Annotated in this window: 13 protein-coding genes; 10 read left to right on the top strand and 3 right to left on the bottom strand. The window is 46.9% G+C overall.

The genetic code is table 11. The features are described from left to right. Positions 1 to 47: 47 nt before the first annotated feature. On the top strand, positions 48 to 407 hold the full coding sequence (locus DET62_RS04635; RefSeq protein WP_011234572.1) for a hypothetical protein: 360 nt from the start codon (positions 48 to 50) through the stop codon (positions 405 to 407). Here the strand turns inward: DET62_RS04635 and bioA are convergent. Continuing rightward, positions 404 to 1,699: an adenosylmethionine--8-amino-7-oxononanoate transaminase gene (bioA, locus tag DET62_RS04630; RefSeq protein WP_110013144.1), complete on the bottom strand. Its 1,296-nt coding sequence runs from the start codon at positions 1,697 to 1,699 to the stop codon at positions 404 to 406. The two genes, DET62_RS04635 and bioA, sit on opposite strands and share 4 nt — an antisense overlap. 101 nt (positions 1,700 to 1,800) lie before the next feature. On the opposite strand from bioA, the gene bioB reads away from it, so the two are divergent. From bioB to DET62_RS04595, 7 genes are all read left to right on the top strand, one after another. Continuing rightward, positions 1,801 to 2,838, top strand: a complete 1,038-nt coding sequence (gene bioB, locus DET62_RS04625) for a biotin synthase BioB (protein WP_011234570.1) — start codon at positions 1,801 to 1,803, stop codon at positions 2,836 to 2,838. A gap of 24 nt (positions 2,839 to 2,862) precedes the next feature. Next, positions 2,863 to 3,993 (top strand): 8-amino-7-oxononanoate synthase, encoded by a 1,131-nt coding sequence (locus DET62_RS04620; RefSeq protein ID WP_243734856.1) that lies wholly within the window; start codon positions 2,863 to 2,865, stop codon positions 3,991 to 3,993. A gap of 38 nt (positions 3,994 to 4,031) precedes the next feature. Beyond that, a complete protein-coding gene (locus tag DET62_RS04615; RefSeq protein WP_110013142.1) occupies positions 4,032 to 4,799 on the top strand; it encodes a methyltransferase domain-containing protein in 768 nt (255 codons plus the stop codon). 18 nt (positions 4,800 to 4,817) lie between these two features. Then, a complete protein-coding gene (bioD, locus tag DET62_RS04610) occupies positions 4,818 to 5,486 on the top strand; it encodes a dethiobiotin synthase (protein ID WP_110013141.1) in 669 nt (222 codons plus the stop codon). A gap of 63 nt (positions 5,487 to 5,549) precedes the next feature. Next, positions 5,550 to 6,413, top strand: a complete 864-nt coding sequence (gene htpX / locus DET62_RS04605) for a protease HtpX (protein ID WP_034823144.1) — start codon at positions 5,550 to 5,552, stop codon at positions 6,411 to 6,413. A gap of 72 nt (positions 6,414 to 6,485) precedes the next feature. Beyond that, positions 6,486 to 7,844 carry a 3-deoxy-7-phosphoheptulonate synthase class II gene (locus DET62_RS04600; protein ID WP_110013140.1) on the top strand — a complete coding sequence of 453 codons (1,359 nt, stop codon included), beginning with the start codon at positions 6,486 to 6,488 and terminating at the stop codon, positions 7,842 to 7,844. A gap of 40 nt (positions 7,845 to 7,884) precedes the next feature. Further along, positions 7,885 to 8,682: a DUF1338 domain-containing protein gene (locus DET62_RS04595; RefSeq protein ID WP_110013139.1), complete on the top strand. Its 798-nt coding sequence runs from the start codon at positions 7,885 to 7,887 to the stop codon at positions 8,680 to 8,682. A gap of 30 nt (positions 8,683 to 8,712) precedes the next feature. Here the strand turns inward: DET62_RS04595 and DET62_RS04590 are convergent, their stop codons facing one another. Beyond that, a complete protein-coding gene (locus tag DET62_RS04590) occupies positions 8,713 to 9,522 on the bottom strand; it encodes a pyruvate, water dikinase regulatory protein (RefSeq protein WP_011234563.1) in 810 nt (269 codons plus the stop codon). Between the two features lie 107 nt (positions 9,523 to 9,629). On the opposite strand from DET62_RS04590, the gene ppsA reads away from it, so the two are divergent. Together ppsA and DET62_RS04580 are read left to right on the top strand one after the other, a co-directional pair. Then, on the top strand, positions 9,630 to 11,996 hold the full coding sequence (gene ppsA / locus DET62_RS04585) for a phosphoenolpyruvate synthase (RefSeq protein ID WP_110013138.1): 2,367 nt from the start codon (positions 9,630 to 9,632) through the stop codon (positions 11,994 to 11,996). Positions 11,997 to 11,998: 2 nt separating this feature from the next. Further along, positions 11,999 to 15,028 carry an FAD-binding and (Fe-S)-binding domain-containing protein gene (locus DET62_RS04580; protein WP_110013137.1) on the top strand — a complete coding sequence of 1,010 codons (3,030 nt, stop codon included), beginning with the start codon at positions 11,999 to 12,001 and terminating at the stop codon, positions 15,026 to 15,028. A gap of 26 nt (positions 15,029 to 15,054) precedes the next feature. On the opposite strand, the gene DET62_RS04575 is transcribed toward DET62_RS04580, so the two are convergent. Beyond that, positions 15,055 to 16,092, bottom strand: a complete 1,038-nt coding sequence (locus tag DET62_RS04575) for a Glu/Leu/Phe/Val dehydrogenase dimerization domain-containing protein (RefSeq protein WP_110013136.1) — start codon at positions 16,090 to 16,092, stop codon at positions 15,055 to 15,057. Positions 16,093 to 16,198: the final 106 nt, after the last annotated feature.

Below are 16,198 nucleotides of genomic sequence, written 5' to 3'. Positions count from 1 at the left end.
CTTTGGCGCAGACTCAAGTATAACCCCTGATAACCGAGAGAAAAATTATGAAAAGGGGATCCTTAGCGGATTTAAAGCAGGTACCATTTTGGTCCCGTGTTCTGGGATGGCTGTCTATTTTCGGCTGGTTTATCTTTGTCGTTGCCGCTATCGTTTTCAATTATGCAAAACCTGAGCGCGATACCATTTTGACTGAAATTTTTGGTATTCCTGTTCGCGAAGACTGGCTCATCACATTAGGTGACTTATTCGTTATTCTTTTAGTTATTGGCCTTTGTGTGAGTCTGCTCAGCTTTGTTCTTAATTATGTTCTTTTCCGCAAGGACAAACAGCATTTGTGGATCAATATCCTGATACTGATCATGAGTTGTTTGGGTGGCTTGTCGGTTTATTTCTTTGGTTATTAAGCCTTAATAGAGCTCTGAGTTTCAACGTAGTCTTTCATGGCAACGGTTAAACGGCTGAGCTCGTTCGTAGAAATAACATAAGGCGGCATAATATAAAGTAAGCGTCCGAACGGGCGTATCCATACCCCTAATTCAACAAAACGCTTCTGCGCAATGGCAACATCAATGGGGTGGTGCATTTCTAATACGCCAATAGCCCCAAAAACTCGTGCGTCTTTTACTGCATCACATTCAGCCAGGGGAAGAAGTTGCTGCTTTAACTGAGCTTCGATTTCAGCAACCTGTTGCTGCCACTTACCCTCAGCAATAATCGCCAGTGACTCAGCTGCAACCGCGCAGGCTAAAGGATTCCCCATAAAAGTAGGGCCGTGCATTAATGCGCCTCCGCCGGGGCCGTGACCAATGGTTTCTGCTACCTGTTTCGTGGTTAGCGTGGCTGCCAGCGTCATGTAACCACCGGTCAGAGCTTTACCAACGCAGAGAACATCAGGCGTAATTCCAGCGTGTTCACAGGCGAATAACTTGCCGGTACGACCAAACCCTGTTGCAATTTCATCCGCTATCAGTAATACGTCAAAATCGTCGCAAAGCTGGCGTATTAGCCTTAGGTATTCAGGGTGATAAAAACGCATGCCACCGGCTCCCTGAACAACAGGTTCAAGAATAACCGCCGCCAACTCATGGTGGTGTTGCTCGAACCAGTGTCTGAGTTCGTCACCAGCAGTCTCTGCCCAGTCATCGTCCGGGGTTAGTCTGGGGGCTTCAGCAAAAAGCTGGGAGTTAATAGCTCTGTTAAAAAGATGGTGCATGCCGTTGACCGGGTCGCAAACCGACATCGCTTTAAACGTGTCGCCGTGGTAGCCGCCCTTGATGGTCAGCAGTCGGTGTTTCTCGGGCCGTTCTTGCGCCAACCAGAACTGCAGGACCATTTTTATAGCCACTTCAACGCTGACAGAGCCTGAATCGGCAATAAATACTCGCTGTAGAGGCTCCGGCGTCAGTTCAATAAGACGTCGCGCAAGAGCAATCGCGGGTTGATGGGTGATACCGCCAAACATAACGTGGCTCATTTTATCTATCTGACTGTGAGCAACGACATCTAAGCGAGGGTTACGGTATCCGTGAATAACAGCCCACCAGGAAGACATGCCATCAATAACGTCTTGACCGGTATCCAGAGTTAACCTGCACCCTTTTGCTGACTCAACTTTATAAGCAGGTAATGGGTTCAGCGTAGAGGTATATGGGTGCCAAATGTGCTGTCGATCAAACTCAATATCGCTTTTGCTCATAAATTAAACTATTGTAAAGTATTAAACTGAAAGTATATTGACAGTGTATCGAGCTGGATTATTCTAGTCGACCATAATTTGCCAAGCACACGAGATTTACCATGCCACAAATTCGTAACGACTGGACCATTGAAGAAGTTCAGAATCTTTTGCAGATGCCGTTGAACGATTTAGTTTTCGAAGCACAAACAGTGCATCGCCAGCACTTTAACCCGAACGAAGTTCAGGTCAGTACCTTGTTGTCGATTAAAACCGGTGCCTGCCCCGAAGACTGTAAGTATTGCCCGCAGAGCGCCCATTATCACACCGGGTTGGATCGCGAGCGCCTGATGGCAGTTGAAAGTGTGCTGGCTGAAGCACAGGCAGCGAAAGAGAAGGGCGCGAGCCGTTTTTGCATGGGCGCCGCCTGGCGTAATCCGAAAGACCGCGATATGCCTTACGTCATTGAAATGATCAAAGGCGTGAAAGCATTGGGTTTGGAAAGCTGTATGACACTTGGCATGTTAAGTAATGAACAGGCAAAAATGCTGCAGCAGGCCGGTCTTGATTATTACAACCACAACCTCGATACCTCTCCGGAGTTCTATGGTGACATCATTACCACCCGAACTTATCAGGATCGCCTTAATACGCTGAATAATGTGCGAGACGCAGGTATGAAAGTCTGTGCCGGAGGCATTGTTGGTATGGGCGAGAGCGTCACCGACCGAGCCTCTTTATTAGTGCAGTTGGCGAATTTGCCTAAGCACCCGGAAAGCGTACCGATTAATATGCTGGTTAAAGTAGAAGGCACGCCTTTTGCCAAACTGGAAGACTTAGATAACTTTGAATTTGTGCGTACCGTTGCCGTAGCCCGTATTTTAATGCCAGCTTCGCATGTACGTTTGTCCGCCGGCCGTGAAGACATGAACGATGAAATGCAGGCGTTGTGCTTTCTCGCCGGTGCTAACTCAATCTTCTATGGTGAAAAACTGCTGACCACAGCGAACCCTGAAGCAGATGCCGATTTACGTTTATTCGAGCGTCTGGGCATTAAGCCTGAACAGCGCGACGGCTATGATGATGAAGTTCACACCGCGGTTATTGAAGATGCGATTAAAGAACAGCAAAACCCTGTTCGATACTACGACGCGTCTTAGTAGAGAATAGGCAGAGAATAGAGAGTGGAGAAAATCGTGTTGGGGTATGAGCAGCGGCTTAATGAGCGTAAAGACTCTTCGCTGTTTCGCTCGCGAAAGGTACGTAGCTCCGACGCTCATTGGCAATTGGATTTCAGTACCAATGATTACCTCGGCTTAAGCCAGCATCCGGATATAAAGCGTGCATTTAAGCAAGCTATTGATATCTGGGGTGTTGGCAGTACTGGCTCACCGTTACTCAGCGGTTACAGTAAAGTTCATCAGGAACTGGAAGAGTTGCTGGCCGAGTGGATGAATAAACCCAGGGCTTTGCTGTTTAATTCAGGTTTCGCAGCAAACCACGGTGTGCTGACAACCCTGATCGATAAACAACAAAAGCTGTTCGCCGACAAATTGGTTCATGCCTCAATTATTGACGGTATGCAGCACGGTGAAGGGCGTTTTAAGCGGTTTCCACATAACCAACCTGAACCAGTTGTTAGCAAAGCCAGTCCGTGCGACTGGCTGGTGACCGAAGGTGTTTTTAGCATGGACGGAGACGCCTGTGATTTAAACCTGTTGGCTTATTTAAAGCGCAAGTATGATCTGAAAATTATGCTTGACGATGCGCATGGAATAGCCGCGTATGGCGCTGAGGGGAAAGGCTCATTAGTTGCGGACTCCGCTGTTGCCGATGTGATAACCGGCACCTTTGGTAAAGCGTTGGGCGTCGGTGGAGCCTTTGTTTGTGCCGATGATGATGAAATTGAAAGTTTAATTCAGTTTTGCCGTGATTATATTTATTCCACTGCGATGCCGCCGGCTCAGGCCGCTGCAATAAAAGCCTCTGTAGAAATTGTACGCAGCGCAGAAGGCGATGACCGCCGCGGAAGACTTGCTGAGCGCATTCAGTATTTTCGGGAACAGCTGAAACAGCGCGGTTTAAAAACGATAGAATCAAACTCGGCCATACAAACATGGTTATTTAACTCCGATGATGACGCGCTAAACATGGCAACAGAACTACAGGCTCAGGGGTATTTATGCAGCGTTATTCGTCCGCCAACAGTACCTGCGGGAAGCTCCCGTATCCGTTTTAGTTTAACGTCAGAAATGTCGACGCCCGAACTTGCTCAATTTTGGAGTCGGGTAGATAGGATTCTTAGCCAGTTATGAAGTCTCCGTTATGAAATCTAAGTTATGAAACCTCCGTTATGAAACCAATGAATTTTCAACAGGCTGTTGCGCGGCAGTTCAATAAGGCGGCAAAAGACTATCACCAGCACGCAAGTATTCAGCGCTTAACAGCCAACCGGCTATTAAGCCTCGGGCCGGCTAATGTGAATCAGGCGCTTGACGTTGGCTGTGGTCCCGCGTCAACGACAGCAGACCTCTTACTCCGGGCAAATCATTATCTTGGTGTTGATATTGCTCCGGCTATGTTGTCTAAAGCTGCCGCTGATTATCCGGAACTGAGTTGGCTTAATGGCGAGTGGGAAGCTTTGCCAGTAGCTGACAATTCAGTTGACTGGCTTTTCGCTAATTTGTCTATGCAATGGGTCGATAATTTGCAAAATGCGATGAGTGAAGCTTATCGAGTTTTAAAGCCGGGTGGGGTTGTAACCGTTAATACCGTTATTGAGGGCACTTTCAACTCTTTCACAAAAAGCTGGAATGAAGTGGACGATTTGCAACATACGCACCGCTTTAAATCTGCAGAGAGGGTGCAGAATGAAGTCGACTCAGTTAACTGGCGTCATTCAGAATTCGTGACAGAAGAACACACCCAGTATTTTGCCAGTGTCCGTGAACTTATAGGCAGTATTAAGGGAGTTGGTGCCAACTATGTGAGGCGAACTGATAACGCCGGACTGATGACGCGCAACCGCTTACAGCAGTTGGAAAATGCCTTCGAAAATCATAGAACTTTGCAGGGATTGCCACTTGAATGGTCAATTCTTAATATTAAATTAGTTAAGTAGCATTGAGTTTAAGTTGATATGAACACTTATTTTATTACCGGAACAGACACTGACGCAGGAAAAACCGTTGCAGCATGTGCTTTTGTTCAATACTTAGTAAAGCAGTCGCAACAAGTTGCGGTAATGAAGCCAGTTGCATCCGGTTGTCATTGGCAAAACGGGCAGTTGGTGAATGAAGATGCACTGAATTTAATGCGTCAGTCTAATACTTCCTTTGATTACGATAGAGTTAATCCTTATACCTTTGAAGCCGCAATTGCGCCTCATATTGCGGCAGCAGACAGTGGCGTGGTCATAGACAAAGAACGCCTGTTGAAAGCGGTAGACTGGTTTCATGAGCGGCCAATAGACAGTTTAGTGATTGAAGGTGCCGGTGGCTGGCAGTTACCTCTGGCTTCCGGACTGCGTATGCCGCAAGTGGTAAAGGAGGTTAATGCGAAAGTTGTGCTGGTGGTCGGGTTAAAACTGGGTTGCCTGAACCATGCGTTGCTTAGCCTGCAATCAATAAAGCAGGAAGGTTGCGATGTTGCAGGTTGGATTGCCGTGCAAACCGGGCCGGAGCCGATGCCGCGACAGGCCGAGAACCTAGCGTCTTTACGTGAGTTGCTGGACGAAAAAGAGCTCGCTAGTATTCCTTATTTGCCAGGCTGGACAGAGGAAGATTTGAGCATTTATTTCCATAAGTAAGATTGAAATACGACTAAATACCCCCACATAACTTAGCAGACTAAGTTCCCCGGAGTACGAGCAATGAAGAGAATTTTGCTGTTTTTAGCGACTAACATGGCCATTTTGCTGGTTGTTAGCGTGGTCTTTAATATTGTGATGGCGGTAACCGGCATTGATGCACAAGGGTCAGTGGGTTTACTGGTGTTCTGTGCGCTGTTTGGTTTTGGTGGTGCGTTTGTATCGCTCTGGATATCACGCTGGATGGCAATTCGTTCAACCGGAGCCAGAGTCATAGAAAAACCACAGAACCAGTCTGAAGAATGGTTGTTCCGTACCGTTCAGCAACAGGCGCAAAAAGCAGGGGTTCCTATGCCTCAGGTCGCGGTTTATCAATCGCCGGAGCCTAACGCTTTTGCTACCGGGCGCAGTAAAAATGCTTCATTGGTTGCGGTCAGTACCGGACTATTACAAAGCATGAATGCTGACGAAGTTGAGGCGGTTCTTGCACATGAAATGAGTCATATTGCTAATGGCGATATGGTGACGCTGACCTTAATCCAGGGCGTGATAAATACGTTTGTCATGTTTTTTGCGCGGATCATTGCCAGCGCGATAATGCGGGGCGGTGATAACCAGCGGGGCGGTGGGTTCGCCTATTATGGTGTCGTGATGTTGCTGGAAATCGTATTTGGCGTCTTAGCCAGTACCATTGTCATGTGGTTCTCTCGTCAGCGTGAGTTCAGAGCAGATGCCGGGTCCGCAGATTTAGTTGGTAAACAAAAAATGATTGCTGCTTTACGTCGCTTACAGCAAGGCAAAGAGTCGGAACTCGATGGCACTATGCTGGCGTTTGGTATTAAAGGAAAACGCTCAACTATGTCGAAATTGTTTATGAGTCACCCGCCTTTAGAAGAACGAATTCATGCTCTTGAGCAACGGCGTTAGTCGTTGCTTTTCAAGGGATACAGAGGTACATTCTTAACTCTTACTCACCGATAAAGCGGATAAATTTTTGTTATGGCCCAATGGAGTGCGCGCAGTTGGCGCGATAAGCCAATAGAACAACAACCGAAGTATTCCGATCCGTCGCAGTTGCAGGCAGTAGAACAGCAACTGAGTCAGTTCCCGCCACTGGTGTTCGCAGAAGAGATACGAGCGTTAAGAAACCAGTTAAAGAATGTCTGCGTAGGAGAGGGTTTCCTGCTGCAGGGCGGCGATTGTGCAGAGTCGTTTAGTGACTTCAACGCACCGAAAATTCGTGACACTTTTAAGGTCATTCTGCAGATGGCCATTGTCATGACGTTTGCAGGCTCCTGTCCGGTGACAAAAGTTGCACGCATGGCCGGGCAGTATGCGAAGCCGCGCTCTAGTGACTTTGAAACCATTGGCGATCTCAGTCTGCCCAGTTACCGTGGTGACATCATTAATGGCTCAGAGTTTGAGGAAATGGCTCGTCAACCTGACCCTGAACGCATGATTAAAGCTTATCATCACTCCGCAGCGACCATGAACTTGTTGCGAGCATTTGCGCAGGGCGGTCTGGCCAACTTGCACAAGGTGCATAAATGGAACTTAAGTTTTATTGCCTCTAATCCGTTAAAAGAGCGTTACCAGAAAATAGCTGAAGAAATTCAGTCGGCGCTGCGCTTTATGGAAGTATTGGGCATTAATTCAGAGAATAACGCGGCCATTCACGAGACTTCGCTATTCACCTCGCATGAGGCATTGTTATTGCCTTATGAACAAGCTTTAACCCGCACTGACACATTAACCGGTTTGCCGTATGACTGCTCAGCGCATATGGTCTGGATTGGTGAACGTACTCGTAAGTTAGATCAAGCTCATGTCGAGTTTATGCGCGGCATTCATAACCCAGTTGGAGTAAAAGTGGGCCCAACCATGCCAGGTGATGAGCTCATTCAGTTAATTGACGCATTGAACCCTGACAACGAACCCGGACGTTTAACATTAATTACTCGTATGGGCGCCGATAATCTGGCTAATAAATTGCCCGAGTTAGTGCGCCGTGTAAAACAGGAAGGTCGTAACGTGGTCTGGTCAAGTGACCCCATGCATGGCAATACGATTAAGGCTGATAATGGCTTGAAAACCCGGAATTTTGACGCCATACATAAAGAATTAAGACATTTCTTTGCGATTCATCAAGCTGAAGGCACTTACCCTGGGGGCATCCATCTGGAAATGACAGGTGAAGATGTTACAGAATGTACCGGCGGTGCCTACCGTATAAGTGAAGCAGATCTGTCCAGTCGTTACCGGACTCAATGCGATCCACGACTGAATGCCGATCAAGTGCTAGAATTAGCGTTTTTAGTCGCAGAATCATTAAAAGCAGCTCGCAACGGCGCGGGTTGATCATCCCCTTTAACCGAATATTTAAGAGGTAATTTTTTATATGTCGCAACAGGTAGAAGTGTTATTTGAAAACTTGTGGCAAGATTATTTATCGCGTACACCTTCAGCAAAAAAGGTGCATCAAATTTTAGGCGAAGGGCATCCGATCGTTAATGATCATGTTGCTTTTCGGACTTTTGATATCAGTCCTGTTGGTCTGGAAGTACTGGCACAACATTTTCTGGACTTAGGTTACAAAGAGGGTGGTGACTACCACTTTGAAGCGAAAAAACTGCGTGCAAAACATTTTGAGCATGAAGACCCTGAATTGCCAAAAGTATTTATCAGCGAATTAATGACGGCTGAATTTTCTGATGAACTGCAGAGCAAAGTCAAAGATATGGTGGCTCAGGTTTCGGCTGAAGACACTAAAAAGCCGGACTTTCTTTATTCGGGTACGCACTGGAAAGTCAGTTATGCCGATTACCAGTCATTGCTCGAAGAAAGTGAGTACGCTGCGTGGATGGCTGCATTTGGCTATTGCGCTAACCACTTTACGGTCAGCGTTAACCAGTTGCCGGGCTATCAAACGCTTGAGCAGGTAAACCAGAAGTTAAAAGACAATGGTTTCAAACTGAACGCGTCTGGCGGCGAAATCAAAGGGTCTCCGGAAGTTTATCTGGAACAATCATCAACTATGGCTGACCGTCATCCAGTTGAGTTTTCTGATAAGACTGTTGAGATCCCCAGTTGCTTCTATGAGTTTGCTAAGCGCTACGAAATTGAAGACGGCAAACTGTATACCGGCTTTGTTGCAGCGTCGGCGGACAAAATTTTTGAAAGCACCAACGCGAAGTAAAGTGTAGCTTCTCAGAATATTAGAGCGGCATTAGTAACGATGCCGCTCTAAGTTTGTTTTAGCCAGAATTTTTGCGGCTATCTCTTCTACTGAATAATGAGTTGAGTTGATAAAAGGTACTGCCTCCCGGCTATAGAGCCTTTCAACTTCAGCTAGCTCAAACCGACACTGCGCCATAGAAGCGTATTGGCTGCCTTCCCGTCTTTGACTTCTAATTTCATGTAAACGCTGTGACGACAAGGTCAATCCAAATAGCTTATGACGATATTGCTTAAGTTCTTTAGGCAATTGCAGTCGTTCAAAGTCGTCATCGTCGGTCAGAGGGTAGTTGGCAACTTTAATTCCGTATTGCATGGCCAGGTATAAGCTGGTCGGCGTTTTCCCTGTACGCGACACTCCAATTAAAATCAGGTCAGCTTTATCCAGTTGATTTAAGCGTTTGCCATCGTCGTTATCCAGCGCGTAATTGATGGCATCTATTCTGAAGTTGTAGTTTTTATGTACACCATGAGTACGGTGTGTTTTCGGTTCCGCCTTAACACCCAGCTCTTTTTCCACCGGAGCAATAAAGTGGTCTAAAAAGTCGTAACAAATGCCTCCACAGTCGGTAATTTTTGCTTTTAGCTTCTCGTTAACGAAAGTATGGAAGATTAAAGGCGGCTCACCACTGTCGGAAACGGCTTTTTTTATTGTTTTACACACCTCATTTGCTTTTTCCTGATTATCGATAAAAGGTAATGTTTTGTGCTCAAAATTGACCGGGAACATGGACAAAAGCGCGTGGCCAAAGGCCTCGGCGGTTAATGCTGTACCATCTGAAATGTAAAATGCATAGCGCACTGGCAAATCTCTTTTTAACCGATTGTAGGTTCGATATTAACTTGTTGGGCCACAGCGTGTAAAATAGATGCCACTTCCATGCCGAAAAATCAATTAAGGATTGTGACGTGCAAGAATACGTAGTTTGGTACCAACATCTGGGAATGCAGGACGTAAACCGAGTGGGTGGCAAAAATGCCTCGCTGGGTGAGATGATCAGTAACTTAGCCGGAGCAGGAGTTGAAGTGCCCGGTGGTTTTGCAACAACGGCTGATGCCTATAACCAGTTTCTGGAGCAAAGTGGTTTAAACGATCGTATTCACGATTTGCTCGACACGCTTGATGTTGACGACGTACAGGCCTTGGCTCAGGCTGGCAAAAAAATCCGCCAATGGATTATTGATACGCCTTTTCAACCAGAATTTGAAGCAGCTATTAAAGACGCTTTTGCTGAGTTAAGTGAAAACAACGACGAATTTAGCTTTGCGGTACGCAGTTCAGCGACGGCAGAAGATATGCCGGATGCTTCATTTGCCGGCCAGCAGGAAACCTTCCTGAATGTACGTGGCTTAAGTAGTGTAATGGAAGCCATTAAACACGTGTTTGCTTCATTATTTAACGACCGCGCTATTTCCTATCGCGTTCACCAGGGCTACGACCACCGCGGTGTTGCGTTGTCGGCTGGTATACAACGTATGGTACGCAGTGACATTGCCTCTTCCGGGGTTATGTTCAGCATTGACACAGAGTCAGGTTTTGATGATGTGGTTTTCATTACCTCATCTTACGGTCTTGGTGAGATGGTCGTGCAGGGGGCGGTTAACCCAGATGAATTCTACGTACATAAACCAACCTTAAAAGCAGGGCGCCCTTCAGTATTGCGCAGAACTCTGGGCAGCAAGAAAATTCAAATGATTTTCTCTGACGACAGAGAACATGGAAAACAGACATTAATAGAAGACATAGAAAAGTCGAAGAGCCTGACCTTCTCGGTAACAGACGAAGAAGTCGAAACACTGGCTAAGCAAGCTCTTATCATTGAAGAGCATTATGGTCGTCCAATGGACATTGAGTGGGCAAAAGATGGCGTCGACGGCAAGCTGTATATTGTTCAGGCACGTCCTGAAACGGTTCAGTCAAACCAAAAAGGGCAAGCCATTGAGCGTTTTGCGTTAAAAACTAAAAGCGACGTTGTCTGCACAGGGCGCGCTATTGGCCAGCGTATTGGTCGTGGTGTTGCTCGTGTTCTGAATGACATTAGCGAAATGGATAAAGTGCAGCCGGGCGATGTATTAGTTACCGACATGACCGACCCTGACTGGGAACCAATTATGAAACGTGCGGCGGCCATTGTTACTAACCGCGGTGGTCGTACTTGCCACGCAGCGATTATTGCACGCGAACTGGGCATTCCGGCGGTTGTTGGTTGCGGTGACGCAACTGACCATATCAGTAATGGTCAGGCCGTTACGGTTTCTTGTGCCGAAGGCGACACCGGTTATATCTACCAGGGTGAACTGGACTTTGATATTACCGAATCACAAATTGATGCCATGCCGGATCTACCGTTAAAAATTATGATGAACGTGGGTAACCCGGACCGAGCCTTCGATTTCGCCAGCTTACCTCATGCCGGTATTGGTCTGGCTCGTCTGGAGTTTATTATCAACCGGATGATAGGGGTTCACCCTAAAGCCTTGCTTAATTACGACCAGCAAAGCGACGAATTGAAGCAGACGATTGATAGCATGATGGCCGGCTACAGCAGCCCTCGCGAATATTACGTAGCGCGTTTAGCCGAAGGAATTTCTACCTTGGGAGCCGCATTCTCTCCAGAACGCGTCATTGTGCGCATGTCTGACTTTAAGTCGAACGAATACGCGAATCTTATTGGCGGAAAACAGTATGAGCCGGGTGAAGAGAACCCAATGCTGGGCTTCCGGGGCGCGTCGCGTTATATCTCAGAGGAGTTCCGGGACTGCTTTGCATTAGAGTGTGAAGCAATTAAACGCGTTCGTAACGATATGGGTCTGACCAATATCGAAATCATGATCCCGTTTGTCAGAACTCTTGAAGAAGGGCGTAAAGTAATTGAACTTCTGGCCGAGCAGGGGCTGGTTCAGGGCGAAAATGGCCTGCGCGTTATTATGATGTGTGAACTTCCTTCTAATGCTCTGCTGGCCGATGAATTCCTCGATATCTTCGACGGTTTTTCTATTGGCTCTAATGATTTAACCCAGTTAACTTTAGGTTTGGATCGTGATTCCGGTGTTATCGCGCACTTATTTGATGAGCGTGACGAAGCTGTGAAGAAATTGCTGGCAATGGCCATTCAAACGGCGAAGAAACGCGGTAAGTACGTTGGTATTTGTGGTCAGGGCCCGTCGGATCATCCTGATTTTGCAGCCTGGTTGGTTGATCAGGGCATTGATTCGGTATCGCTGAACCCGGACACCGTTATTGAAACCTGGATGTACCTGGCGGAAAACCTATAAGTATGACTGTATTACCTGAGATTGCTGCTGAGAATGCGTTACCAGATGACTACCGGCACTTTATTGAGCAGGTAAGAAGCTCAGAGTTTGCAGGTGAAATTGACGTGAGTTATTCGGGCCGTTTAATCGCGGCCACGGATAACAGCGTTTACCAAAACCTGCCTCAGGCCGTTTTGTATCCTCTTAATCAAACCGACCTTGTATTGCTGATGAAGCTGGCAGGTCAGGAAAACAATAGCAGTGTGCAGTTCTCTCCCCGTGGAGGTGGCACCGGTACCAATGGCCAGTCTTTAACTTCTGGTATTGTGGTGGACTTAAGTCGCCACATGAATAAAGTGCTGGAAGTTAACCCTAAAGAGGGCTGGGTGCGAGTGCAGGCCGGGGTGGTAAAAGATCAGCTAAACGATATTTTGCGCCCTCATGGCTATTTCTTTTCACCTGACTTATCGACCAGTAACCGTGCGACTCTTGGCGGGATGATCAATACCGACGCGTCCGGTCAGGGCTCCTTAGTTTATGGTAAAACCAGCGACCATATTCTTGGTTTAAAGACTGTACTGCTTGACGGTTCTGTACTTGATAGCGGACCGGTTTCGCTTGAACAGGCCGAAACTGTTGCACAGCAGGATAATCGCATTGCCCGAATTTACAGACAGATTATTGATACCTGTGTCGGTGAAGCTGAGAGTATTCATGATAAATTTCCGCCGCTGAATCGGTTTTTAACCGGTTATGACTTGAAACATGCCTATAACGCCGAGCAGCAAAAGATAGATGTTTCGCGAATAATTGCGGGCTCAGAAGGAACCTTAGGGTTTGTCAGTGAAGCCCGGCTGAATATTACTCCTATTCCCAAACACCGGGTGTTGGTGAACGTAAAGTATTCAAATTTCCAGGCTGCTTTAGAGAACTCGCCTTTTTTAGTTGATGCCAAAGCAACCTCAGTAGAGACAGTTGACAGTACCGTACTGAATCTTGCACGTCAGGATATAATCTGGAAGTCGGTTGAACCACTATTGTCTGATGTTGAAGGTCAGCGAATGGATGGCATCAACATGGTTGAGTTCACGGGGGTAAATCAGGAAGAAATAGACAGCAAAGTTAACTCTTTAACCCAACGCCTGGACAAGCTGATTAAAAGCAAAGACAGCAAAGGTGTGATTGGCTATCAAGTCTGTGATGATTTACCCAGTATCCAGTTGATTTATGCGATGCGGAAAAAATCGGTAGGCTTGCTGGGCGCAACTAAAGGACGCCGTAAACCCGTAGCTTTTGCGGAAGACACCGCTGTACCGCCCGAGAAACTGGCTGATTTTATTAATGAGTTTCGTGCTCTTTTAGACGCTAACGGCCTGCATTACGGCATGTTTGGGCATGCAGATGCCGGAGTTTTGCATGTGCGCCCGGCACTGGATTTGTGTGAGCCGGAAGATGAGGTCATGCTCAGACAAATCAGTGATAAAGTTGCCGAGCTGACACAAAAGTACGGTGGACTCATGTGGGGCGAACACGGTAAAGGCTATCGCTCAGAGTACGTACCGGCATTTTTTGGTGAGCATCTCTATACCGAATTGCAAAAAATTAAGGCCAGCTTTGACCCCTTTAACCAGCTAAACCCGGGGAAAATCTGTACGCCGTTTAACACCAATGCCGAGCTTATTTCTGTCGATGCCGTTAAGCGCGGCTTCTTTGATCGTCAAATACCGGTGGCTACACGCGACAGCTATAAAAACGCGATGGACTGTAACGGTAATGGCTTGTGCTTTAATTACGATCCTAAGTCCGCTATGTGCCCCTCTTATAAGATAACGCGGGACCGTCGTTATTCGCCCAAAGGGCGGGCTGGGCTTTTACGTGAATGGTTACGGTTAACTCACAACGCCGGCTATAACGCGGCTGAAAAGCCAGAATCATTGGGCTTTGCCAAACGCCAGCTTAACCGGTTTGCCGGAAAAAATGACTTCAGCCACGAAGTGAAAGAGTCCATGGACAAATGCCTGGCTTGTAAGGCGTGTACCAACCAATGCCCAGTCAGTGTCGATGTGCCGACGTTCCGCGCTCGTTTTTATGATCATTACTACAGTAAATACGCTCGTCCGTTAAAGGACTATCTGGTCAAAGGTATTGAAAAGACCGCGCCGATAGCGAGTAAGTTTCCCCGGTTGAGCAATTTACTGATTAATAATCCGTTAAGCCGGTTTGTGCTCAAATATGGTATTGGCTATGTCGATACGCCGTTATTCTCAACGCCCAACTTAAGAACCGCCTGGCGTCGAAACGGGCTTATTGAGTTAACCACAGAGCAGATAATGAGTTTGACCGAGGATGAGAAGTCAAACTCGGTGGTTATTGCGCAGGACCCGTTCACAACCTTCTACGAGGCCGATCTGGTTCTAAAATTGGGTCTGCTTATCAAAAAGTTAGGTTACACACCGATTTTACTGCCGTTCTTAGGACATGGTAAAGCGCAGCACGTAAAAGGCTTTATCAGCGACTTTGAGAAAACAGCCGCAAAGGTGACCGAGCAGTTAAAACCTATTTCTGATGCTGGTATTCCATTAATTGGGCCCGACAGCTCTACAGCATTGATATTCCGGGACGAGTATCGCAAGGCGAGCGATGGTCAACTACCAGAAGTTAACGTAATGACGGTTGTAGAATGGCTTAATACCTTGAACTTTGACAATATCAGTTCATTCAGCACCAGTCGCTACGGTCTAATGCTGCACTGTACCGAACAGAGTTTCGTACCTGAGTCAGCTAAACAATGGCAAGCCTTATTCCAAAATCTGGGGCTAAAACTGGATGTTGTTAATGTGGGTTGCTGCGGCATGGCCGGTACATTTGGTCATGAAAAACAGAATCAGGAAGACAGCAGGGGACTTTATCAAATGGGCTGGCAACAAGCGGTTCAGGAGTATGGAAGCAGCGGAGTACTGGTTACTGGATTCTCTTGTCGCTCACAAATAAAACGGATAGAAAAAAAGCGGGTGAGACACCCGCTTGAGATAATCTTACAAAGCCTGAGTTAACTCAGGCTTTTTATTTGCAGTGACGTTTACTGCTTACCTTTAGCGATGATTTCGCGAGCCATTTCATCAGCGACAGTTCCGGTAGGGCGGTCTTCGTCCTGTGCACGGGCAAAAAGCTGATCTAAGGTATCGTATATACCGCGCACACGTTTTTCTGTTTCTTCTACAGTAAAGTTGGCGGCTTCTGAACAAATATGAATAACGCCACCGGCATTAATCACGTAGTCCGGAGCGTATAAAATCCCAATATCTTTAACCGCTTTATCGTGTTTAGGGTTGGCTAACTGATTATTCGCGCTGCCGGCAATAATTTTGACTTTAAGTTGCTTCAAAGTCTCGTCATTGATGGTGGCACCTAAAGCGCATGGTGCATAAACGTCAGCGTCTACGCCATAGATTTCGTCCAGACCAACAGCTTTCGCGCCCAGTTCTTTAACAGCACGCTCAATGGCTTCTTCGTTAATATCGGTAACAATAAGTTCAGCGCCGTCTTCTGCACAATATTTAGCGAAATCGTAGCCAACAGCGCCCAGACCCTGAATGGCAATTTTAACACCTTTAAGATCTTCGCTACCTAATTTGTGTTTTGCTGCCGCTTTAAGACCAAGGTAAGTACCCAGTGCTGTATGAGGTGAAGGGTCGCCGGCTTTATCTGCCGTGCCTGCAACGTAGCTGGTCTCTTTTGCGACCATACCGATGTCTTCAGTACGAATGTTGACGTCTTCAGCGGTAATGTAACGACCACTTAAAGACTCGATGAAGCGACCATAAGCGCGGAAGAGTTCTTCGCTTTTGATCTTTTTCGCGTCGCCGATGATAACCGCTTTACCGCCACCTAAAGGCAGACCTGCCATTGCACTTTTATAAGTCATACCACGAGACAAACGCAGTACATCGGTGACCGCTTCGGCAGAAGAAGCGTAATTCCATAAACGAGTACCACCAAGGCTTGGACCTAGAGTTGTATCGTGGATGGCAATAATGGCTTTTAAGCCTGATTCCTGATCATGACAAAACACCACTTGCTCGTGGTGATCAAATTCGGGATGCTCGTATAGAGACATGAGTTTCACTTCCTCATTGCTTCAAAAATTGCGCGAACATTACCATTTAGATAAGGCTCGCGCTACTTTAAGATGTGAATAAATTTAGGTATTTAAACGGGCGTTT

The organism is Idiomarina sp. H2 (assembly GCF_004364275.1).
Classification (GTDB): Bacteria; Pseudomonadota; Gammaproteobacteria; order Enterobacterales; family Alteromonadaceae; genus Idiomarina; species Idiomarina loihiensis.
Note: the sequence above shows the minus strand (reverse complement) of the source record. Positions and strands in the feature narration are given on the sequence as shown.